Origin of the sequence: Lacrimispora sp. 38-1 (assembly GCF_049890855.1) — a bacterium.
Classification (GTDB): Bacteria; Bacillota; Clostridia; order Lachnospirales; family Lachnospiraceae; genus Lacrimispora.
Map to the genome: position 1 here is coordinate 1 of NZ_JBANEW010000019.1, position 20,321 is coordinate 20,321.

Consider the following 20,321-nt stretch of genomic DNA (forward strand, 5'->3'; position numbering starts at 1 on the left):
TCAATTTTGTGTATTTTTACCAATAAAACTATCAAAAAAGTATGTAATCAACAAGTTATCCCATCCAATACAAAACAGCTTCCCATCTGCAAAATAGCAACGGAAAGCTGTTTTTTTTGAAAGCTCTCAGGTATGCTTCTGTCTTTAAATGCTTTAAATAATCCAGAAATTTTCATTACATACAATTCGTCTGTACGTTTCAAATTTAGACCATTTATTTTGGAAAGCGATTTTATTACCAGCCATATTTTTATATTCTTCCAGACAGTTTAACAAATCTTCTTTGGAACCGATTTTTAAAGCAAAGCCTCTTTCATCCAGAATCGGCAACCCGGAATAACCATAATCATCAAGGCTTATGATGTCCAGTATTGTTCGGTTTCGTACAAGAACTGCCACTGAATCTTCCAAAGATATTACATCAAAAAAGTCCGGATAATGGAAACTGTCTCCCGAAACAGGGACGAAGTCACCCTGGCGGTACGTGATCTCTTTTGTCTTCTGTCTGGAAAGAAAAGCATTTTCCAGATTAAAATAAAACTCTTCAAAAATATATCCGCCTGCCCGTAACCCGCCCTTTTCAAAATAGGGCTTTTCTTCTCCGCTCTCCACATGCTCCACCACTCCGCAGGCTGAAGTCATATGGCTGACCCTGTCAATTAAAATTAGTTCACCCAGGGTTTTGTTCCTTTTAAATTCATCAACCGGAATCCGTTGGGAAAATTCAAGCAGACAGGATGCAATCTCATTCTTACCAATCTCTCTGGCGGATAAATGCTCACCTGTATTAATATCCACACGGTAATCAATGCGTTTTACCACAGCCGGCAGCATTCTTGTTCCCAGCTTCAGCAGATAATCATTTCCCTCCTTAAGGGGTGCTTCGTCCATCCACAGGATGGATGCCTTCACTTCTTTGCTTACCGGCAGCTGATCCTGATCCGTCAGAACGCTTCCACGGCTCACATCTACCTCTCTGTCAAGCTGTATGGTAACTGCCTGACCTGCAGCTGCCTGATCCGATGACCGGTCACCCACCAGAATGCTTTTTACCTTTGCTGTCTCATTTCCGGGAAGAATTGTAAGGCTCTGGCCCACTGAAACGGTCCCTGATTCCACCTGGCCCTGAAAACCGCGGAATTCATGATCAGGACGGCACACTCTCTGGACAGGCATATAAAAACCGCTTCCCTCCTCCCTGGCAACTTCCGTCTCTTCCAGACTGGAAAGGAGTGTTTCTCCCTCATACCAGGGCATATGATCTGATTTAACAGTTACATTATCCCCTTCCGTAGCGCTGACGGGAATTATGGTTACATGCGTTAGAGACAATTCCTCTGTGAGAGCCGCAATACTCCGGCTGATTTCTTCAAAGCGTTCCTGGCTGTAATCTGCCAGATCCATCTTGTTGACTGCGAAGATGAAATGATGGATTCCCATGAGGGAACAGATCCTTAAGTGACGCCTTGTCTGTACCAGAACGCCCTGCTTCGCATCTACAAGGATGACCGCTAACTGGGCGAAGGAAGCCCCTACCGCCATATTTCTTGTATATTCCTCATGCCCCGGAGTATCCGCCACGATAAAGCTTCTTCTTTCCGTTGTAAAATACCGGTAAGCCACATCAATGGTAATCCCCTGCTCCCGTTCCGCCATCAGACCGTCTAAAAGAAGGGAATAATCAATCTCACCGCCTCTGGAGCCCACCTTACTGTCAAGCAGCAGCGCCTTTTCCTGATCTGCATACAGCAGTTTGGAATCGTAGAGTATATGCCCGATCAGAGTAGATTTTCCGTCGTCCACACTTCCGCATGTAATAAATTTCAGCAATCCGTTCATTTAAAAATACCCCTCCCTCTTTCTCTTTTCCATACTGGCGGCTCCGCCGTCTTTGTCAATCACACGGCTGGTCCGCTCTGATTCTACGGAGCTTAGCGTTTCTTCAATAATCTGATCAATGGTATCTGCTTCTGAAAGAACTCCGCCGGAAAGAGGATAACAGCCCAGTGTTCGGAAACGAACCTTTTTAAGCTGGGGAACCTCTCCGGGATTTAACCTCATCCGGTCATCATCCACCATGATAATATCATGATCCCGGTAAACAACCGGCCTTTCTGCCGCAAAATACAATGGAACTATGGGGATATTCTCCTGTTTTATGTACTGCCAGATGTCCTTTTCCGTCCAGTTGGAAATGGGAAATACCCGTATGCTCTCCCCTTTATAAATCTCTGTATTGTAAAGCTTCCACATTTCCGGTCTCTGATTTTTAGGATCCCAGGCGTGTGAGGCGTTTCGGAAGGAAAAGATCCGTTCTTTTGCCCGGCTTTTTTCCTCATCCCGTCTGCCCCCGCCAAAGGCTGCAGTAAACCCATATTTATTAAGCGCCTGCTTTAATGCCTGGGTTTTCATGATGTCAGTATAGGAGGAACCATGGTCAAATGGATTGATTCCCCGTGCGACACCGTCCTCATTGATGTATTCTAACAGCTCAATTCCCAGCTCCTTAGCTGTTCTGTCCCGGAATTCAATCATTTCTTTAAACTTCCAGGTGGTGTTGACATGAAGAAATGGGAAAGGCGGCTTCTCCGGATAGAACGCCTTTAATGCCAGGTGAAGCATGACCGAACTGTCCTTTCCGATTGAATAGAGCATAACCGGCTTCTCACACTGGGCGGCTACCTCTCTGATAATATAAATTGCTTCTGCTTCTAACTCATCAAGATGGGATAATCTGCTCATATAATCTCTCCTCTAATACTTATTCGAATTTTTACCGTCCACTTCAATCATACGTACGGTACCATCGGGTCTGGTGATTTTCCAGAAAAGGAGATTTCCTTCCCCGGACACGTTCATCACAGTTCCATTTCCTCCCATATCAGCCCCCAGGTAAAAATCAATGGCCCCAAACCGGCACTCCTTCACACAGGATGCACAGCCCCAGCAGTCTCTGGGATATTTGATAAATGCTTTGCCGTCTTTTACCTTAATCAGACTGCCCGGACAGACCCGGGTGCAGGCAAGACAGCCCACACATGCTTCTTTAGAAATCCGTATGCTCATATCTTGTCTCCTTTCCTATGTCCCGGAGTTTTAGAATGAGCCTGCCATCTTTCAGCATGGAATTAACAAATTTGTGGTAAGCCTCATCTTTACCGGGAAAATCCAGATTCTCCTGGAATGAATGCCATCTGGTTTCCTTTCTGTATCCGAGGTGGGCGATGACAAAACGGCATACAGTCAGACGCTCCTTCAGCTCATAGACAAACATCAGCTCATGCATATCGGTGGCATTTAAATATCTGGTCAGCTCCGTGATTTCCATTATTTTTTCTTTCCCCAGCTTTAGCTGCTTTTCATTAAACTGATAACTGGCAGAAATCCCTCCTGCATACTCATCCATCACTTTCTGCATTGCTTCTTCCAGCTCCTCTGCTGTAAAAACAGCTCCTGTACCATTTAAAATGCTTTCATACTCCCGGATCTTTTCCTCTGCCAAGGAAGTAACCCGGTCTGAAATTTCAATACGCCGGTCTTTATTTATAATATCAAGTGCGGCAATTTCCCCTTCTGCCAGGGCTCCGGTCACATACTTCTGGGGGCAGCCGCCTGCTGCGTCTCCCGCTGCATATAAACCTCTGACTGTGGTTTCCCTGTTTGTATTAATCCAGTAGCCGCTTGCCGTATGGCCTCCCACTATATAAGGCTCGGTTCCCGCTATCTCCACATCCTCTGTTCCCGGAGTGTTGTCATTTTGCAGCCATTTAAGAGTCTGGCCTGGAGCCATGTTTAAGTATGCTTTCAGCAAATCTTCTTCCGTGTCTTTATCAATTCCCTTGGTATGCAGATAACAGGGACCATTTCCCAGCTGATTTTCCTTTACGGTTCCATAGACCCGCTCACTGGTGGTGATTCCATATTTTTCCTCGTAAATCTCACCTCTGGAATTAATCTGTTTTGCCCTGACCCCCTGGGCGATGGTTCCGGTGGGCGCAATGGTATCTTTACAGCGGAGTGCGATAAAGCGCATTTCAAAAGATGTCATTTCTGCACCAGCTTTCATTCCCATGGCATAACCAGCTCCTGTGTTAAAGGGAGGGTACCACATCTTATGACGGGAAAACCCCGGGTTATTTGGTTTATAAAGACCGGCTGCGCCTCCGGTGGAAACGATGACTGCTGCTGCCCGTAATTCATAAGCAGTATTTTCTTCCATATGAAAACCAACGGCCCCTTTTACTTCATTTTTATCTGCAAGCAGATCCGTCACATTTACATGCTCTAAGACCGTGACATTTGGTGCCTGCAATACGGCATCGGCAAGAATGGGCTTTATATTTTCTCCGTTAATCTTTATATTGCGCTTCCCTCTGGTCACGTAATTGCCCTTTTCATCTTTCAGAATCACAAGTCCCAGCCGTTCTAAATCAGCTGTCACTTTATTAAATCTTAAGGCTGCCGATAACAGAAGATCTTCTCTTGCAATCCCCGCCGCATCTTTCATTGCATAATCCACATAATCCTCAGCAGTCTGCCCATCTGTGATGTAAGCATTGATGGCATTTACCCCGGCTGCCAGACAGCCGCTCCGCCTGATCCCTGCTTTTTCCGCAATGATAACCTTTAAGTCCGAATTTTTTGAAAGAGTCAGCGCCGCATAACACCCTGCCGTCCCTCCCCCTATAATCAGAACATCTGCCGTCATAACTTCCCGCTTCAACCTTATACTCATCTTTGACTCCTCTTTTTCTGTATCAGAATGTGACGATATTGACTCCGTTTAACAGTGAATTTTCCAGCAAATACGCCTTTTTGTCATCGTAAGCATAAATCCGGTAAACAATCACATGCATTTTTTCACCAATGGAAACAGGACGCCTTTCCAGAGACCTTCGGGTCGTAAGGAAAACTCCATTTACATTCAGCCGTACCTCCAGATAGTTTCCACGAAAGGAAATATCTTCAATGGTCCCCTCCTCCGAATACTCCATCACATCCTGAAACTTTGAATTATCACTTTTAAATGCTTCCACAAACTCGGGCCGGATAATCGCTCCCGTATAATCACCCTTTTCAAAGCCCTTCAGCCTGTGATACCCATCCATTCTGGTTGACTGACCGATAAACTCAGCCACAAAAGGTGTTGCCGGATTTTTATAGATTTCAAATGGACTTGCGATCTGTTCGATTCTGCCCTGATTGGTGACAATAATCTCATCTGCGACCTCCACCGCCTCATCCTGGTCGTGGGTGACAAAGATACTGGTAATGCCCACCTTATGAATCATTTCCTTTAACCAGCTGCGAAGTTCCTGACGCACCTTTGCATCAATGGCTGCAAACGGTTCATCAAGGAGCAGAAGCCCGGGGTTTGGTGCCAGTGCTCTGGCAAATGCAACCCTCTGACGCTGTCCGCCGGAGAGCTGATTTGGATAGCGTTTCTCTAACCCCTCCAGACCGGTCAAAGAAATCAGTTCCATAACCCGTTCCTTAATCAGCTTTTTGTGAACTTTTTTTACTTGCAGACCAAAGGCGATGTTTTCAAAAACTGTCATGTACCGAAACAGAGCGTAATTTTGAAACACAAAACCAATACCTCTTTCAGGGGCTGGAAGATCATTGACTCTTTTCTGATCGATCATGATATCTCCGGAATCCGGTGTTTCAAAACCGGCAATCATCCGCAGGATTGTTGTTTTTCCGCTTCCGCTTGGTCCAAGAAGAGCTGCCAGAGTTCCCTTTTTCAAGGCGAAATTCACTTCTTTGGAAACCTTAAAATTCCCATATGATTTTTCAATATTTTTCATTTCTATGTACATAGGACCCTCCTGACTAAACCTTTACTGCTCTTTCCCGTTCTTTTTTGCCTGATGCTCCGCCACATTGCGTATGATCAGCACTGCCACCGCCATCAGAACCAGAATGGAAGAAACAGCAAATGCTGAAGTAATGGATTCCGATGAATTGGAGAGATAAAGTGCATCGATTTCAAGAGGAAGAGTAAATGTTTCCCCTCTGGTTTTTGACAGGGCATGGACAGCCCCGAACTCCCCAAGTGCCCTTGCCGTACAGAGAATCACTCCATAAAGAAGTGCCCAGCGTATATGAGGAAACGTAATCTTTCGGAATATGGTAAATCCGTCTGCCCCCATAAGCGCTGCCGCTTCTTCCTCTTCTTTTCCTATGGAATGAAGAACCGGTATGATTTCCCTTGATACAAATGGAAATGTGACAAATACAGTTGCAAGCACCACTCCCGGAATGGCAAATACGATCTGGATATTTGTTCCAAGAGCCTCATTAAGCCTGGCAATCAGACCGCCTGCCCATCCCATTCTCCCGAATGTCATTAAAAAGGCAAGCCCTGCAATCACAGGAGAGATGGAAAATGGAATATCAATGACTGCAGAAAGAATCTGCTTTCCTTTAAACGAAAATCTGGTTATCAGCCATGCTGCCGCGATCCCAAAAATGGTATTGACAACGACTGCAGTCACAGCTGCCAGCACAGTGACCCAAAACGCTGATTTTACAGAAGAGGCAGCCAATGATTTTAAGTAAAAGCCCATACCCTCTTTCAGTGAATTGACAATGACTGAGATCAGAGGCAGGACCAGCATCAAAAAGAGAAATACCGCACTGATTCCTATGAGAATCCATTTACCTTTTATTTTCATCCATGTTCCCTCCTATAAACTGCTGGTGCGCTTCGCCTGATGCACCTGAATCATATTTACAGACAGTAAAACCATAAAGGACAGGAAAAGCATCACCAGAGCAATTGCTGTCGCGCCGGGATAATCTACATAATTCAGTTTCTGCATGATCACATAGGATACCACCTGTGTCTGATTCCTGGCGTTGTTTCCGGATATGTAGATTACGCTGCCGTATTCCCCCACCCCCCTTGCAAATGCAAGACCAAATCCAGTCAGAAGCGCAGGCCCAAGCTCCGGCAGAATCACCTTTCTAAACGTATGAAATTTCCCTGCTCCCAAAATTGCTGCTGCCTCCTCATACCGTGGATCAAGGGTTTCCAGAACCGGCTGAATGGACCGCACCACAAATGGTATTCCTATAAAAATCAGGGCGATGGTCAGCCCGGTCTTCGTATATGCCGCTTTTATTCCGAACAATCCGAGAAACGGGCCCATGATCCCCGTATCAGAATACAGTCTGGAAAGAGTGATTCCTGCTACTGCAGTGGGTAAGGCAAAGGGAAGTTCAATGATCCCATCCATAATCCGCTTGCCTGGAAACTCATACCGCACGAGGACCCAGGCAAGAATGAGTCCGGACACACTGTTGACAAATGCGGCAAAAAGGGAACAGAGCAGGCTGGTTTTAAATGCATTTACCACATTGGTCTTTGTAATCAGGTTTAGAAATTCCCGGGGGGATAACTGAAAGGAATAAACCAGCACTGAGGCAAGTGGAATGAGTATCATGCAGGAAAGCATGAAAAGAGTGACTCCCATACTCAGCCCGAATCCAGGTATGACACGCCGGCTTTTTCCTGTTGGATGCGACTGTTTTATCATCTGATTAACCTCCCTTTAATTGTCGTAAATCTCATCAAAGATTCCCCCGTCTGCAAAAAACATCTCATAAGCTGCATCCCAGCCACCGAAATCATCAATGGTGCAAAGTTTTACATTAAGATCAAACTTCCCGGAAAATTCAGAAAGAATCTTCTTATTTGAAGGCCTGTATCCGTATTCGCCGATCAGCCTCTGCGCTTCATCGGAATAAAGATATTTTAAGTATTCCTCTGAAGCCTTCTCTGCTCCGCCTCTTCGGGCGTTTTCATCTACCACCGCCACACTGGGTTCTGCGAGGATGCTGATGCTGGGAGTGATAATTTCATACTGGTCGGGATACTCTTTCACCGTATTGATGGCTTCATTCTCCCAGGCAATCAGCACATCTCCCTGTCCGTTTTCCACAAAGGTAGTGGTAGCTCCCCTCGCCCCTGAATCCATAACAGAAACATTTTTATAAAGGTCTGCCGCAAATGATTTTATTTTCTCCCCGTTTCCATGGTAAGTGACCTTCGCATACTGCCAGGCAGCCAGGAAATTCCAGCAGGCACCACCGCTGCTCTTGGGGTCCGGGGTGATTATCTCCACACCTGGTTTCATTAAATCAGACCAGTCCTTTATCTTTTTTTCATTTCCTTTCCTCACCAGAAACACGATGGCAGAGGTATAAGGTGATGAATTTCCCTCAAATTCTTTCATCCAGCCGGTATCAATCAATCCGGACTTTTCAATCATGGAAATATCATGGGCCAGAGCCAGAGTGACCACATCTGCCTTTGCTCCTTCTATGACCGAACGGGCCTGACCGCCCGATCCCCCGTGGGACTGCACCACCGTTATTCCGGTTTTGTAGGTATCCCTGTAATAGGATTCAAAGATTTTGTTGTACTCCTGATAAAACTCTCTGGTGGGATCATAAGAAACATTGGTAATTGTAATTGTTCCGTCTTTTCCGGAATCTGTCTGCTTCGCACAGCCTGCTGATATTACTGCTGCTGCGATGATCAGCGTAAGGGCTGCTGCCCGCTTTTTCCCTCTTTTTCTCATACATGAACCTCCGCTTGCTCCGTGTGTTATCTGGAAGTTTAATCCCTATTTACATATTTGTAAAGTATGTTATTGTTTTTTCTTTCTCTATATGTTAGAATTTCCTTATCTATTCCCCTATAACCATATTTTTTTGCTTATACATCATATATTACCAGTATGTAAATATGATATTAGTCAGGAGGAAATCATGTCCATTAAAACATTGCTGATCTTTGTCACGGTCTACAAGGAAGAAAGCATTACTGCTGCTGCAAATAAGCTGAATATCAGCCAGCCCGCGGTGAGCCTTGCAATCCGGGAACTGGAAAATGAGTATTCCATCCGGTTGTTTGAACGGGCTGGGAGGGGCATTCAAAAGACCAGTGCTGCCCGTAATTTATATGAATTTGCCTCCCACATCGCCTCTCTTTATCAGGAAATGGATTCAGAGTTTAAAAAGCAGGATCAGACGACTCCGCTGCGAATCGGATTTTCCAGCACCATCGGGGCCTGCCTGATGCCTGATATCATTCAAAGTTTTACGAAAAGTGGTCAGGTTCCCATGCCTTATATAAAAGTTGACACTTCTGACAGGATAGAAACCGCTGTCCTGGAAAATCAGCTTGATCTGGCTCTCACCGAGGGAGTAAGCAGCTCTGATAAAATACTGACTGAGCCATTCGCCAAAGAACAGTTAATTTTAGTTTCCAGTCCTTCCCATCCGTTGGCTCAGAGAGAGAAAATAACACTGGAGGACTTAAGAGAAGAACGTTTTATATTAAGAGAAAAAGGCAGTCAGACCAGAAAACTGGCTGAATCTGCCTTTCACCTTCATAATTTTATCCTCCGCCCTGTCCTTGAAAGCACCAGCAATGAAGCAATCATGTGGGGAGTCTGTACAAATCTTGGAATTGCCATACTGCCGGAACGCCAGGTGTCCGGATACCTGGGAAAGGGAACGCTGTCCGCCCTTCCCCTGCAGGGGGTTGAGCTGAAGCGGGAATATCAGATAATTTATCATCAGAATAAGTATTTAAATCCGGCAATGCTGCATTTTATGGAGCTGGTAAAAAGTAAATCATTACCATGAACAAAAAAACTCTCTGTTGATATTATCCGTTTGACCGTATATGATGGTTCTATCAGGATAGAGGGGGATATCTATATGGAAATGAACAGCAAAATTTTATTGGTAGATGACGAAAGAGATATTGTCAATCTGATACAGGAAGTGTTGCAGCAGGATGGTTTTCATGTTATTGAGAGAGCATATACAGGTCTTGAAGCGTTACGAATCTGCCGGGAGTTCCAGCCTGACGTTGTTGTGCTGGATGTTATGCTCCCGGATTTAGACGGACTGGAGGTGTGCAGGAAAATACGGGAATTCTCCTACTGCTCCATCCTGTTTCTTTCCTCTAAAAATGATGATATTGATAAAATTCTGGGGCTTTCCTGCGGAGGTGACGATTATATTACAAAACCATTCAGCCCACGGGAAGTTGTTTTCCGCATCAAAGCGCAGCTTCGCCGCCAGCAGTATCAGGCTGCACCCGGATTGGGAAACGGGGAGCTTTTAAATGCCGGTTCTCTTACTCTTGATAAAGAAAGCTGCCGGACCTATAAGTCAGGGCAGGAAATCAGTCTGACCGGACGTGAATTTCTGTTATTGTCTTATCTAATGGAAAACACGGATAAAATCATCAGCAAAGAGCGCCTGTACGAACAGGTCTGGGGTGATTACAGCAGCATTTGTGATAATACCATTATGGTTCATATCCGGCATATCCGCGAAAAAATCGAGGACACACCCTCAAATCCCCAACAGCTGATTACAGTAAAAGGCCTGGGATACAAATTAAAGAAGAGGACTGATTAGATGAAAAAATCCGGATACTTCACCATTTTTCATATTTATCTGATTTTCTTTCTGTCGCTGCTTGGAACGATAGCCGCATCATTTGCTCTCTTTTACTTATTGATTACCGTTAAAACCTCCACTGGCACCACCATAAGAAGCGACTGGCCCAAATCATTTACGGAGAATTTCAGGGAATATATTATATTTATCAATGAGAAAGCACAAATCCGGCAGCCGGGACTGGAACTGCTGCAGAAAAATGATATCGGACTGCAGATTTTAGATCATTCCGGCAATGAAATATTCAGCTATGAAAAACCGGATCAGGCTGATCTGGCTTACTCCAATACAGAGCTTTTTAAGCTTTATCAGACAGGACAGTTAAAAGGCAGCAAAACAACAGCTTTCATCGGAACGGTTACAAACAATGGAAATGACTACGTCTATATTCTACATTTTCCTATGACGATTACCAAAATAACCATGTATCTCAATGGAGACAGGTTTACAGGCGGAAAAACCATTGTCATTCTTATTCTCGGTATGTTATTTACGGTTGTTTTAATTTCCGGTATTATTTATGGATTCTGGACTACACACATCATGAACCGCTTAACAACTTCCATCAGAGAAATTTCGGAACGCAATTATCTTCCAATTAAAGTTCACGGTGCTTACAAGGACCTATATGATAGTCTGAACACTCTGGATTCAGAGATTAGAGAAAGCGACAGGCTTCTCAGACAAACTGAAAAAATGCGGGAAGAATGGATCGCTAACATTACCCATGATTTGAAAACACCCTTATCGCCCATAAAAGGCTATGCCGAACTATTACAGGAAAATGGCACCAAAACGGAGGAACAATGCAAACGATATTCGCAGGTTATATTAAAAAATGCCGCTTATATGGAAGCGCTGATTGATGAAATGAAATTAACCTATCAATTAGATAATGGTATGATTCCCCTGAAACTGCAGGAGCAAAATTTTATACGTTTCTTAAAAGAACTGGTAATTGATATCTTAAATAATCCTGAATATGAGCAACGTACCATAGACTTTGAAACTTCCGTGGAAACGATTTTATTTTCATTCGATCCAATACTTTTAACAAGAGTATTTCAAAATATCATTCTAAACGCATTTGTCCATGGCGATGAAAATACGGCAGTTGCTCTGCAAATATCCGTTTCTGATACCCTGCTTCAGATTATTGTGTCCGATAATGGAAGGGGAATGTCAGCAGCAGAAACGCTCTCCCTCTTTCAGCGTTACTATCGTGGAACTAATACAGAACACAGGTCTGATGGAACGGGATTAGGACTCGCCATAGCAAAAAGCATTGTAGAGCTTCACGGAGGCATCATTGCCGTATCCAGCATACCGGACATCGGATCTTCTTTTCAAATACAGTTTCCCATAAATTAAGGTTAATTAAGGTTGCCTGAAACACAGATTAAGGTTGGCAGTTTATCATTTAATTATGATAGCTGCCAGCCTTTTTATGTGTCATTCAAGCCAGAATACAGATGGGACAGACCTGTTAATGGTCTGTTTCCATCAGAAAGCAGGTGTTTCGTTGAAAGTAATATTAAAATACATTTTGATTAATGTAAAAGAGCACAAAGCAAGAACCGCTGTTATGCTGCTGTCAATCCTTCTTTCTTCCACATTGTTGTTCGTATCTTTTTCTCTTGCCGCTTCCTATGAAAGTGCCCAGCAGAAAATGGCGCGGGGTATGTCAGGAAGTGCAACGGTTTCTGTTAGTGCTGCTGGTGACCCGGGTACCATCAGGAGCGGGGATATTCCCGACTTACCCTGTATCGGAGCAAAAGTGGGGATGCTGAAGCAAAGCTGTATCTATCACGAAAACGGGTATTATGAAACAGTCGATCTGATTGCTGCAGATCTGTTACAGCTTGATGAGATTAATAAGCCTCGTCTGATCGATGGAGGTGAAATCACAGACTTCTCCGGCAGGAAAATCATTCTTCCTGACCGGTTTACTTTAAAGTATGGAATTAAAAAAGGAGATAGTATAACTCTGCAGACAGGGGGTATTCCGGTTGGTTTTGAAGTAGCTGAAATTGCTGCTTATGATACTGTTTTTCTGCGGAAAACACGGGGGGCGACCGCTCTTTTACCACTTTCTACGTTGTCCGGACTTTCAGGGAAAACGGATGGATACAGCGAGATATTAATAAAACCTGCGAGAGGCGTCTCTACGGTTGATCTGATAAACGAGCTGGAGGCAGCGCTTCCTGACGGCAGATATCAGGTCTCTGGGATTATAAATGAAGCACAGATCAAAGCCGACGCAAAGCAAAAATCCATGCCATTTTTTTTAATCAGCTTTTTCTCCCTCACAATCAGCGTTTTTATTATTTACAGCAGCTACAAGGTAATTACATTAGACCGGTTACCAGTGATCGGAACGTTTCGCAGCATTGGAGCAACCCAGAAAACAGTTACCCGTATTCTTCTTTTAGAAAGCCTGCTATATGGCGGCGCAGGCGGACTGACTGGTATTCCTGTTGGAATGTTTGTACTGAAACTGGTTTTGCAGGGTATGGGAAAATCTCTGCCACTGGGAATTAAAATCCCGGTTGTTATTACACCGTTCAGCATTATAATCTCCTTCACTATGGCTTTAGCCGTTTCTCTCCTTAGTGCATGGCTTCCGGTGTACCGGGCAAGCCGCCTTCCAATTAAGGAAGTCGTTCTCGGCACCGTTGAAGAGCGTTCCCCTCCCCGGCACATAATCATTGGAACAGGGATTATTTTATTTCTGATTTCAATAATTTTTCCAAAGCTTGTTCCTGAAAACATGTTAAATCTGGCCGGCGGCTTTTCTTTATCAGGACTGATTACAGCAACAATATTTGTCATTCCCCCTTTAACAAATCTGATTTCTATAGGACTGGAATGCGTATACGGTCTGCTTTTTAATAATATAGGCAGGCTCGCTGCCCGGAACATGCGGGACAACAAAAATATCACACAGAACATTACACTGCTTTTTATCAGTATTTCTGCAGTCATCGCAATCAGCGTTGTGGGGGATTTCGTAAATACCTATATCAGCGACGTATTTAGAGACGCAGAATTACAGGGTTTTGCAGACGGGCAAATGACTCCGGAGTTTGTAAAGCAGGTGAAAAATATGGACGGTGTTGAAAAGGTGCTGCCCCTCTATGTGTTCGAGAATGAAATAAATGGAAACGGTGTTGTTTTTTCACGGCTTGAAGCAACAGATAATCTGGAATGGTATAGCTCCATGCTGGCACTTCATTATACAGAACCCGTTATGAAGGAGCAGGCCGTTTCTGCATTTGCCGCCCATCGATCCATAATATTAAGTGAAAGTTGTCTGAAGCGGACGGGATTTACTGTGGGAGATGTGCTCACTCTGTCAAGTGGAACCGCAGCCGGCTCTTATGTTATAACCGGCAGTTTCAAATCGAGGGCAACTGATGTGGAAGCTGTGATTCCATCGTCCTATGCAGCCTCTGATTTCGGCAAAGAAAGCTATGGCTTTTTAGCCTATACTGCCGCTGATCCCGATGCAGTCATGATTCAAATCCGAGACCTGTTTGGGAATACACCAAACTGGAGCCGGACGGTGGAAGAATTTAATGCAGACACCCATTCTACAGTCGGAGCCTTTTTAAAACCTATGCACAGCATGACTTACTTCATTTTGCTGCTTGCGGCGATCGGTGTTATTAATAATCTGCTCATTAACTATATGCAAAAGCGCCGTACAATCGCCATGTATAAATCGATTGGACTAAGCACCCGGCAAAACATGAAAATGATGCTGATTGAGGGGTTTTCCTGCGGTATGATCGGAGCGTTAATAGCGATATTTGTTTCCTATATGGAGATAAAAATAATTTTTATTGTGGCTGGACCGAAAATTACCATGTTACCGGCACTTAGTGCCAGGACATTTCTAATGGCCGGGGCCAGTGGAATTTTAATCACCTTGTCGGGCTCCGTCATTCCAATTTTCAAAAGCCGGCAGATGAAACTGATAGAAGAGATCAAACTTTAAGAAGAGATTGGAGGTTTTGTACATGAAACCATTAACCGGTTCCATCACTGTTGAATGCAGACATATTGTGAAAGATTTTCGGCTTGGCGATACTATAACCAACGTATTAAAAGATGTGTCTTTGCAAGTAAAGCAGGGGGAATTTGTATCCATCATGGGACCTTCCGGTTCCGGGAAAAGCACGCTGCTTTATATTCTTGGAGGTCTTGACTCTCCCACAAGCGGTTCCATCCGTCTCAACGGCACAGATATATCCCACCTGGAAGACGAAAAAATGAGCCGGTTTCGGCGGCAGAAAATAGGATTTGTATTTCAGTTTTATAATCTGATTCCTAACCTGAATGTGGAAGAAAACATCATGCTCCCTTTGCTTTTGGATGGCAGGAAAATGAAAGACTACAAAAAGAAATTAAACTATATTTTAGAATTGACAGGGTTATCTGACAGGCAAAAGCATACTCCCCGCGAGTTGTCAGGCGGACAACAGCAGCGTGTGGCAATTGCCCGTGCATTGATTGGAAGTCCGGAAATCCTCTTTGCAGATGAACCAACGGGTAATCTGGATAGTAAAACCGGGGCAGAAATTTTACATCTGCTGCACCATATCAACCAGGAAAGCAAACAGACGATCATCATGGTAACCCATTCGTCAGAAGCAGCAAAAAGCTGCAGCCGGATCATTACAGTCCGGGATGGAATGATTGAGTAAGTAAAGGCTCCTTTCCAAACCGTAAGTCTGGAGAGGAGCCTAATGCTTTGTGTCCGCAAAGGACTTATTTTATTAGTATGTAAACAGCTGTACCCAATACTGTGTTCCTGCACCGTTTTGTACATTGCCGACACCGATATGTGTAAAGCTCTTATTTAAGATGTTAGCCCGGTGTCCGGCACTGTTCATCCATGCATTCATTACTTCTTGTGGTGTCTTCTGACCCCAGGCAATGTTCTCGCCTGCACCGCGGAAGTTAACGTTCTGCTCTTTGATTGCAGTAGAGAAGGAACTGCCGTTTGGACGTACATGCTCGAAGGAAGTCTGAATTTCATTGGCTCTTACATTCGCTGCTTTTTCCACATTTGCATCAATGGTAAGAGGTGCAAGTCCTGCTTTTGCTCTTTCTGCATTTACCAGATCAACAACCTGCTGAGTGTAGGTTTTGTTGGTAGTGGAGCCACTATTTGTGCTGCCGGTGTTGGTGTTTCCACTGTTAGTGTTTCCGGTGTTGGTGTTTCCGGTGTTGGTATTTCCGGTATTGGTATTTCCAGTGTTGGTATTTCCGGTGTTGGTGTTTCCGGTGTTGGTGTTTCCGGTATTTGTATTACCATTATTGGTATTGCTTCCGTTTCCATTGCTGCAATTTCCAGTTTTATTACTATTGCCGTTGGTTAAACAGGACCAGTTTAAATTGTTTGAGTTGATTCCAAGCTGCTGAAGCTTCGCCCTCAAATCACTGGCATTACAGGAGCCATAAATTGCAGTCACGTTTCTTCCGCCATAGCATTGTCTGTATGAGTTATTCACCGCTGCGTTTGCTGTTAATGGAAGCATGCTTGTCAAGGTTAACGTAATCAATCCAATTGCCTTTAGTTTCTTCAATGTTATTTCCTCCTTTTGGGTTTGTTACAATTTTATTACATTTGTGTTACAAGAATATGATAGCACTGTTACTTCCATTTTTCCAGTGGTAATACATGGTAATTATTTTTCCAGATTCCAGAAACGGAAATAGGAATTTTCCATTCTCACTCCAGTTCCCTGTATGCATCTGTTAAAAAGTCCAGAAAATGCCTGCTTGCAGCAGGTAAAATCCTCTGATCCTTAAATACGACTCCAATGGTTCTGGACAGCGGCGGTTCCAGATTTCTCACAGCATTTTTATAATCCACCCGGTTTAAAATTAAATCTGAGAGAATTCCCACACCCAGCCCTTTTTCTATCATCGCCATAATTGTATAATCATCATGAACAATATATTGAATGTTCGGTTTGATGTCATGCTGCCGGAAATACTCCATGGGTTCATTTAAACTTCCCTCTTCCAGCAGGATAAATGGCTCTTGTGCCAGTTCCTTTATAGGGATTTCCTCTTTTTTTGCAAGGGGATGGGTTATGGGAAGGACTGCAAGCATGGGATCTTTTTTTAAGGGAATGGTCTTCAGTTCCTGATCTGTCACTGCCTGGGGATTAATGAAACCAAAGTCTACGCTGCCTTCCTTTACCAGCTGCTCAATCGCCGTGTAATCTCCCTGGTAAAGCTGAAAGCTGACAGAGGGATATTTTTCTTTGAAGCCCTTCATCAGTCCCGGAAGCCAGTGACAGGATACACTGGCAAAGGTACCGATGCGGATGGCTGCATTCTGAATTCCTTCCATCTCACTTCGTTTTTCCATCAATTCCCTGTATGCATGACAGATATTTTTTATGTATGGCATAAGCTCAGACCCGTCCGGTGTCAGTGTTACGCCTTTTTTTGACCGTATAAAAAGGACTGTATTTAGTTCCTCTTCCAGAGACTGAACCATCTGGCTGACAGCGGACTGTGTATAGCCCAGTTCCATGGCAGCTTTGGTAAATCCCCCGCATTCCACAATTTTAACGACTGCCCGGTACCGGTTCATTCATCCACCTTCTTATCCATCAGTTTTCCTAATGTTTCCATTATAAACATTTGTTTTACTGATGTAAAGAAGCGTGGTATATTTTTCTTAGTTTATTAAAAGGGAGTGACCCTTTTACGGAGGATACTTATGAACGAACGCAGATTACAATATTATACCGGAATAAAAGACGGCATTCCCATCGGACTTGGATATTTTGCCGTATCATTTACCTTTGGCATTATGGCGGCTAATACCGGACTTTCACCATGGCAAGCCATCGTGATGTCACTTACCAACTTAACCTCAGCAGGACAGTTCGCCGGACTTGGGATCATCAAAGCAGGGGCTTCCCTTGGAGAAATGGCTCTTGCCCAGTTTGTGATCAATTTAAGATACAGCTTAATGTCCTGTTCCCTGTCCCAGAAATTTAAAGAAGATACTCCATTTTATCACCGTTTTCTTATCGGATACGGTGTAACAGATGAAGTCTTTGGTGTTTCCGTGTGCAAGTCCGGTAAATTAGATCCCCGCTACTGCTATGGACTGCTGTCTGCGGCTGTACCCGGCTGGACACTGGGCACTGCTTTCGGAGCTGTATCCGGCAGCCTGCTTCCAGACCGTCTTTTAAGTGCTTTAAGTGTGGGATTATACGGTATGTTTGTGGCTATTATCGTACCTCCGGCAAGGGATAACCGGAATCTGGCGCTGGTGGTAGCTGCTTCCATGATTCTTAGTTTATTGTTTTCCTGTCTTCCGGGACTGCGTATGATTTCTTCCGGTATGAGGCTCATACTTCTGACAATTGTAATTGCTGGCGCAGCCGCTTTTCTGTTTCCATTTCCGGCTGAAGAGGAGGTTTCTTATGAATGACCGAATTTATGCGTATATACTGGTTATGGCAGTTGTGACTTATGCCATCCGCGTACTTCCCCTGACTCTGATCCGGCGGGAAATTAAAAATACCTGGGTTCGGTCCTTTCTCTTCTACGTACCCTATGTAACTCTGTCCGTGATGACTTTTCCGGCTATCCTCACAGCTACAAGGAGTATCTGGTCCGCGGCGGCGGCATTGGCAGCGGCTGTGGTGATGGCTTATAGAGGGAAGACGCTGATTTTTGTTTCCCTGACGGCTTGCGGGGTTGTATTTTTGATGGAGCTGCTACTGTGACGATGACATATAACATAAACTGTAGAAACTCAAAAAAGAGACGATTACATTTATGATTTTAATATATATGTAATAGCCTCTACTAGTTATTAGCAAATCACACCAGCAAACATGAATAAAGATTAATCACTTTAATCTTCAGTTTTTATCATTTGCACAAATAATATATATACGCAATAAAAAAAATAGCAATTAAAATTTTTTTTATTGATTGCATTAACCATGCTTTTTTATTCATAATTGGAAAAAAGTTCTTTGGATTTTTCTCATCATATTGTAATATTCTAACCTCACCAATCGGTAAGTTTTCTTCCTTATTCTCAGGAAATGCTAATTCTTCTTCGTAAATAACGCCATCTACTATGTATCTATAAGTAGGATAATAGTTATAGTGATTCCCCTTTATACAAGATTCTCTAACACTTATAATTGTGCCATGAATTTTTTCTTCATACTTTCTCATTTTTAAATTCATGATTACAACTTTTATTAAAAAACTGTAAATAATCGAAACAAACATTATTATACCAAACACTATTTTAACTGCTACCATTTATTCATTCCTCTCTGATCATTATCTGGCTGCCTTCTTTCAGGCGGCAATTTTATATTAACATTTTTTACTTTAATTTCAATCCCTAAGTCAAAATCATACATCTTGACATCCAAAATCGGACGAAACCTCTTCCATTTTTCTGATAGATTTTAAAGTCCCAATGTATAAAAAAATTAAAACTGTAATTACTCCAACACAAAAATAAGTACGTATAATTGTTAAGTAAGGTAAAACGATTGCCAATAGAAAAGAGCCTGCTGGAATAGATGAGCAAGCCATTGCATTAAAGATACTTGCAGCTCTGCCAAGGTATTCGTTTGGAGTATTTGCCATGAAAGTTACTTGTGCTGACATACCAATAATAGAATTGATAAATCCAAATATACATAAAATAATCCCATAGGTTATATAACGCAGAGGAATATAATCAATCAAGCCAACAAACATTAAGCAGAAGTATATAATTCCAATTAATGCACCGCCATAAATTAATATATCTTTATTTGAAAATGTTTTTCTAACACAGACAAAAAGTAAACTGCCCAGAATAAGCCCGCAAGTCATAAAAATGCTTCCTACCGACATCGCATTAACTCCTAAACTAAGGCACTCATTCACATATGCCGCCTGTAGTTTTTCCAATGGAACAGTAATTACGTTTAATAGGAAACCAATACAACATATTATAAAAATAATCCGATTTTTCTTAAAATATTGTATGCCACCGTATAGATCAGTGCAATAATTCTTAACATTAATGTTTGTATGTCTTTTTTTACTTTGTGGTAACTTTAATAAGCAAAATAATATTGCTGATATAAAGAAAGTAATTGCATCAACAATAATTGCACCCCCACTTCCAAGAATGCCAATAACAGCACCTGCACAGCCCAGACCTATGAGTTCAGATATACGGCTAGCAGACTGATTGAGCGATAAACCAATATTATAATACTGTTTTTTTAATACAAGTGGAATTATAGAAAGACTGCTGGGTATTCTGTAAGCCTCAAAACATGAATTTAAAAAAGTAAGAATTAATAAATGCCACGGCTGCAACACTCCTGATATCATCATAATACCTGTACTTAAGACCACTAAGCCTCTGCCTGTGTCACATAATATAACTGCGATTCTTTTATCAATAAATTCCACCAAAACTCCGGCAAAAGGCTGAAGTAAGATCGTTGGCAGAGAATTTACACCATAAATAAGCGCCAGCCATGAGGTAGAGCCGGTTAGTTCATACACCATCCAGCCATATGCTATAGAATCAATAGAATCACCAAATCTGCCTATTATGTTTGAAAGAATAATTTTTATATATTCTTTTTCTGTTTTTATAAATAATTTATCCATATATATTTTCATTACTTAACCTTTACCTCCCCCCTCCTTTATCGGTCTTTATACAAAATGTATCTATAAACATTTAACACTTTATGACAATAAATTCAACCCAGGTGCCGAAATTATACGCGTTAGCTTCCAAAATTGGACACTACCAA

At 43.0% G+C, this 20,321-nt stretch carries 19 protein-coding genes; 7 read left to right on the forward strand and 12 right to left on the reverse strand.

Features of this window, described 5'->3' with window-relative positions:
* Positions 1-153: 153 nt before the first annotated feature.
* Genes V7D18_RS04705 through V7D18_RS04740 form a run of 8 tightly spaced genes read right to left on the reverse strand, consistent with a single transcriptional unit; the run spans position 154 to position 8,591 of the window.
* Positions 154-1,839: a sulfate adenylyltransferase subunit 1 gene (locus V7D18_RS04705; RefSeq protein ID WP_426151944.1), complete on the reverse strand. Its 1,686-nt coding sequence runs from the start codon at positions 1,837-1,839 to the stop codon at positions 154-156.
* Positions 1,840-2,742 carry a sulfate adenylyltransferase subunit CysD gene (gene cysD / locus V7D18_RS04710; RefSeq protein ID WP_426151946.1) on the reverse strand — a complete coding sequence of 301 codons (903 nt, stop codon included), beginning with the start codon at positions 2,740-2,742 and terminating at the stop codon, positions 1,840-1,842. It abuts the gene before it with no gap.
* Positions 2,743-2,754: 12 nt separating this feature from the next.
* Positions 2,755-3,066 carry an indolepyruvate ferredoxin oxidoreductase subunit alpha gene (locus tag V7D18_RS04715; RefSeq protein WP_426151948.1) on the reverse strand — a complete coding sequence of 104 codons (312 nt, stop codon included), beginning with the start codon at positions 3,064-3,066 and terminating at the stop codon, positions 2,755-2,757.
* Positions 3,047-4,735: an adenylyl-sulfate reductase subunit alpha gene (locus V7D18_RS04720; protein WP_426151950.1), complete on the reverse strand. Its 1,689-nt coding sequence runs from the start codon at positions 4,733-4,735 to the stop codon at positions 3,047-3,049. Before V7D18_RS04720 ends, V7D18_RS04715 begins: the two co-directional genes overlap by 20 nt.
* A gap of 22 nt (positions 4,736-4,757) precedes the next feature.
* Positions 4,758-5,822 carry a sulfate/molybdate ABC transporter ATP-binding protein gene (locus V7D18_RS04725; protein ID WP_426151952.1) on the reverse strand — a complete coding sequence of 355 codons (1,065 nt, stop codon included), beginning with the start codon at positions 5,820-5,822 and terminating at the stop codon, positions 4,758-4,760.
* Positions 5,823-5,843: 21 nt separating this feature from the next.
* Entirely contained in the window at positions 5,844-6,680 is an 837-nt protein-coding gene (locus tag V7D18_RS04730; protein WP_426151954.1) for a sulfate ABC transporter permease, read from the reverse strand.
* A 12-nt stretch (positions 6,681-6,692) separates the two neighbouring features.
* Positions 6,693-7,544 (reverse strand): sulfate ABC transporter permease subunit CysT, encoded by an 852-nt coding sequence (gene cysT / locus V7D18_RS04735; protein ID WP_426151956.1) that lies wholly within the window; start codon positions 7,542-7,544, stop codon positions 6,693-6,695.
* A 15-nt stretch (positions 7,545-7,559) separates the two neighbouring features.
* Positions 7,560-8,591 carry a sulfate ABC transporter substrate-binding protein gene (locus tag V7D18_RS04740; protein WP_426151958.1) on the reverse strand — a complete coding sequence of 344 codons (1,032 nt, stop codon included), beginning with the start codon at positions 8,589-8,591 and terminating at the stop codon, positions 7,560-7,562.
* Positions 8,592-8,781: 190 nt separating this feature from the next.
* On the opposite strand from V7D18_RS04740, the gene V7D18_RS04745 reads away from it, so the two are divergent.
* The 5 genes from V7D18_RS04745 (at position 8,782) to V7D18_RS04765 (ending at position 15,200) form a co-directional block, all read left to right on the forward strand.
* A complete protein-coding gene (locus V7D18_RS04745; RefSeq protein ID WP_426151960.1) occupies positions 8,782-9,663 on the forward strand; it encodes a LysR family transcriptional regulator in 882 nt (293 codons plus the stop codon).
* A 75-nt stretch (positions 9,664-9,738) separates the two neighbouring features.
* The gene (locus V7D18_RS04750; protein WP_426151962.1) at positions 9,739-10,449 is read left to right on the forward strand and encodes a response regulator transcription factor; all 711 of its coding nucleotides are present in this window, start codon (positions 9,739-9,741) and stop codon (positions 10,447-10,449) included.
* Positions 10,450-11,862, forward strand: a complete 1,413-nt coding sequence (locus tag V7D18_RS04755; RefSeq protein ID WP_426151964.1) for a sensor histidine kinase — start codon at positions 10,450-10,452, stop codon at positions 11,860-11,862.
* A 118-nt stretch (positions 11,863-11,980) separates the two neighbouring features.
* Positions 11,981-14,491 carry an ABC transporter permease gene (locus V7D18_RS04760; RefSeq protein ID WP_426152037.1) on the forward strand — a complete coding sequence of 837 codons (2,511 nt, stop codon included), beginning with the start codon at positions 11,981-11,983 and terminating at the stop codon, positions 14,489-14,491.
* Positions 14,492-14,513: 22 nt separating this feature from the next.
* Positions 14,514-15,200 carry an ABC transporter ATP-binding protein gene (locus V7D18_RS04765; protein WP_426151966.1) on the forward strand — a complete coding sequence of 229 codons (687 nt, stop codon included), beginning with the start codon at positions 14,514-14,516 and terminating at the stop codon, positions 15,198-15,200.
* Between the two features lie 72 nt (positions 15,201-15,272).
* Here the strand turns inward: V7D18_RS04765 and V7D18_RS04770 are convergent, their stop codons facing one another.
* Complete coding sequence (locus V7D18_RS04770; protein ID WP_426151968.1) at positions 15,273-16,085, reverse strand: CAP domain-containing protein; 813 nt, start codon at positions 16,083-16,085, stop codon at positions 15,273-15,275.
* Positions 16,086-16,231: 146 nt separating this feature from the next.
* Positions 16,232-17,107: a LysR family transcriptional regulator gene (locus tag V7D18_RS04775; RefSeq protein ID WP_426151970.1), complete on the reverse strand. Its 876-nt coding sequence runs from the start codon at positions 17,105-17,107 to the stop codon at positions 16,232-16,234.
* Positions 17,108-17,236: 129 nt separating this feature from the next.
* Between V7D18_RS04775 and V7D18_RS04780 the strand changes: the two genes are divergently transcribed.
* Together V7D18_RS04780 and V7D18_RS04785 are read left to right on the forward strand one after the other, a co-directional pair.
* Positions 17,237-17,959, forward strand: coding sequence for an AzlC family ABC transporter permease (locus V7D18_RS04780; protein WP_426151972.1), 723 nt, complete (start codon positions 17,237-17,239; stop codon positions 17,957-17,959).
* The gene (locus V7D18_RS04785; protein ID WP_426151974.1) at positions 17,952-18,257 is read left to right on the forward strand and encodes an AzlD domain-containing protein; all 306 of its coding nucleotides are present in this window, start codon (positions 17,952-17,954) and stop codon (positions 18,255-18,257) included. The genes V7D18_RS04780 and V7D18_RS04785 overlap by 8 nt, the downstream gene beginning before the upstream one ends.
* 148 nt (positions 18,258-18,405) lie before the next feature.
* Here the strand turns inward: V7D18_RS04785 and V7D18_RS04790 are convergent, their stop codons facing one another.
* Entirely contained in the window at positions 18,406-18,810 is a 405-nt protein-coding gene (locus tag V7D18_RS04790; protein WP_426151976.1) for a hypothetical protein, read from the reverse strand.
* Between the two features lie 96 nt (positions 18,811-18,906).
* A complete protein-coding gene (locus V7D18_RS04795) occupies positions 18,907-20,184 on the reverse strand; it encodes an MFS transporter (protein WP_426151978.1) in 1,278 nt (425 codons plus the stop codon).
* Between the last annotated feature and the right edge of the window lie 137 nt (positions 20,185-20,321).

Bases quoted from the DNA above. Each gene is read 5' to 3' on its own strand.
- V7D18_RS04705 (WP_426151944.1), bottom strand. From the start codon at position 1,839: ATGAACGGATTGCTGAAATTTATTACATGCGGAAGTGTGGACGACGGA.
- cysD (WP_426151946.1), bottom strand. From the start codon at position 2,742: ATGAGCAGATTATCCCATCTTGATGAGTTAGAAGCAGAAGCAATTTAT.
- V7D18_RS04715 (WP_426151948.1), bottom strand. From the start codon at position 3,066: ATGAGCATACGGATTTCTAAAGAAGCATGTGTGGGCTGTCTTGCCTGC.
- V7D18_RS04720 (WP_426151950.1), bottom strand. From the start codon at position 4,735: ATGAGTATAAGGTTGAAGCGGGAAGTTATGACGGCAGATGTTCTGATT.
- V7D18_RS04725 (WP_426151952.1), bottom strand. From the start codon at position 5,822: ATGTACATAGAAATGAAAAATATTGAAAAATCATATGGGAATTTTAAG.
- V7D18_RS04730 (WP_426151954.1), bottom strand. From the start codon at position 6,680: ATGAAAATAAAAGGTAAATGGATTCTCATAGGAATCAGTGCGGTATTT.
- cysT (WP_426151956.1), bottom strand. From the start codon at position 7,544: ATGATAAAACAGTCGCATCCAACAGGAAAAAGCCGGCGTGTCATACCT.
- V7D18_RS04740 (WP_426151958.1), bottom strand. From the start codon at position 8,591: ATGAGAAAAAGAGGGAAAAAGCGGGCAGCAGCCCTTACGCTGATCATC.
- V7D18_RS04745 (WP_426151960.1), top strand. From the start codon at position 8,782: ATGTCCATTAAAACATTGCTGATCTTTGTCACGGTCTACAAGGAAGAA.
- V7D18_RS04750 (WP_426151962.1), top strand. From the start codon at position 9,739: ATGGAAATGAACAGCAAAATTTTATTGGTAGATGACGAAAGAGATATT.
- V7D18_RS04755 (WP_426151964.1), top strand. From the start codon at position 10,450: ATGAAAAAATCCGGATACTTCACCATTTTTCATATTTATCTGATTTTC.
- V7D18_RS04760 (WP_426152037.1), top strand. From the start codon at position 11,981: ATGGTCTGTTTCCATCAGAAAGCAGGTGTTTCGTTGAAAGTAATATTA.
- V7D18_RS04765 (WP_426151966.1), top strand. From the start codon at position 14,514: ATGAAACCATTAACCGGTTCCATCACTGTTGAATGCAGACATATTGTG.
- V7D18_RS04775 (WP_426151970.1), bottom strand. From the start codon at position 17,107: ATGAACCGGTACCGGGCAGTCGTTAAAATTGTGGAATGCGGGGGATTT.
- V7D18_RS04780 (WP_426151972.1), top strand. From the start codon at position 17,237: ATGAACGAACGCAGATTACAATATTATACCGGAATAAAAGACGGCATT.
- V7D18_RS04785 (WP_426151974.1), top strand. From the start codon at position 17,952: ATGAATGACCGAATTTATGCGTATATACTGGTTATGGCAGTTGTGACT.
- V7D18_RS04790 (WP_426151976.1), bottom strand. From the start codon at position 18,810: ATGGTAGCAGTTAAAATAGTGTTTGGTATAATAATGTTTGTTTCGATT.
- V7D18_RS04795 (WP_426151978.1), bottom strand. From the start codon at position 20,184: ATGAAAATATATATGGATAAATTATTTATAAAAACAGAAAAAGAATAT.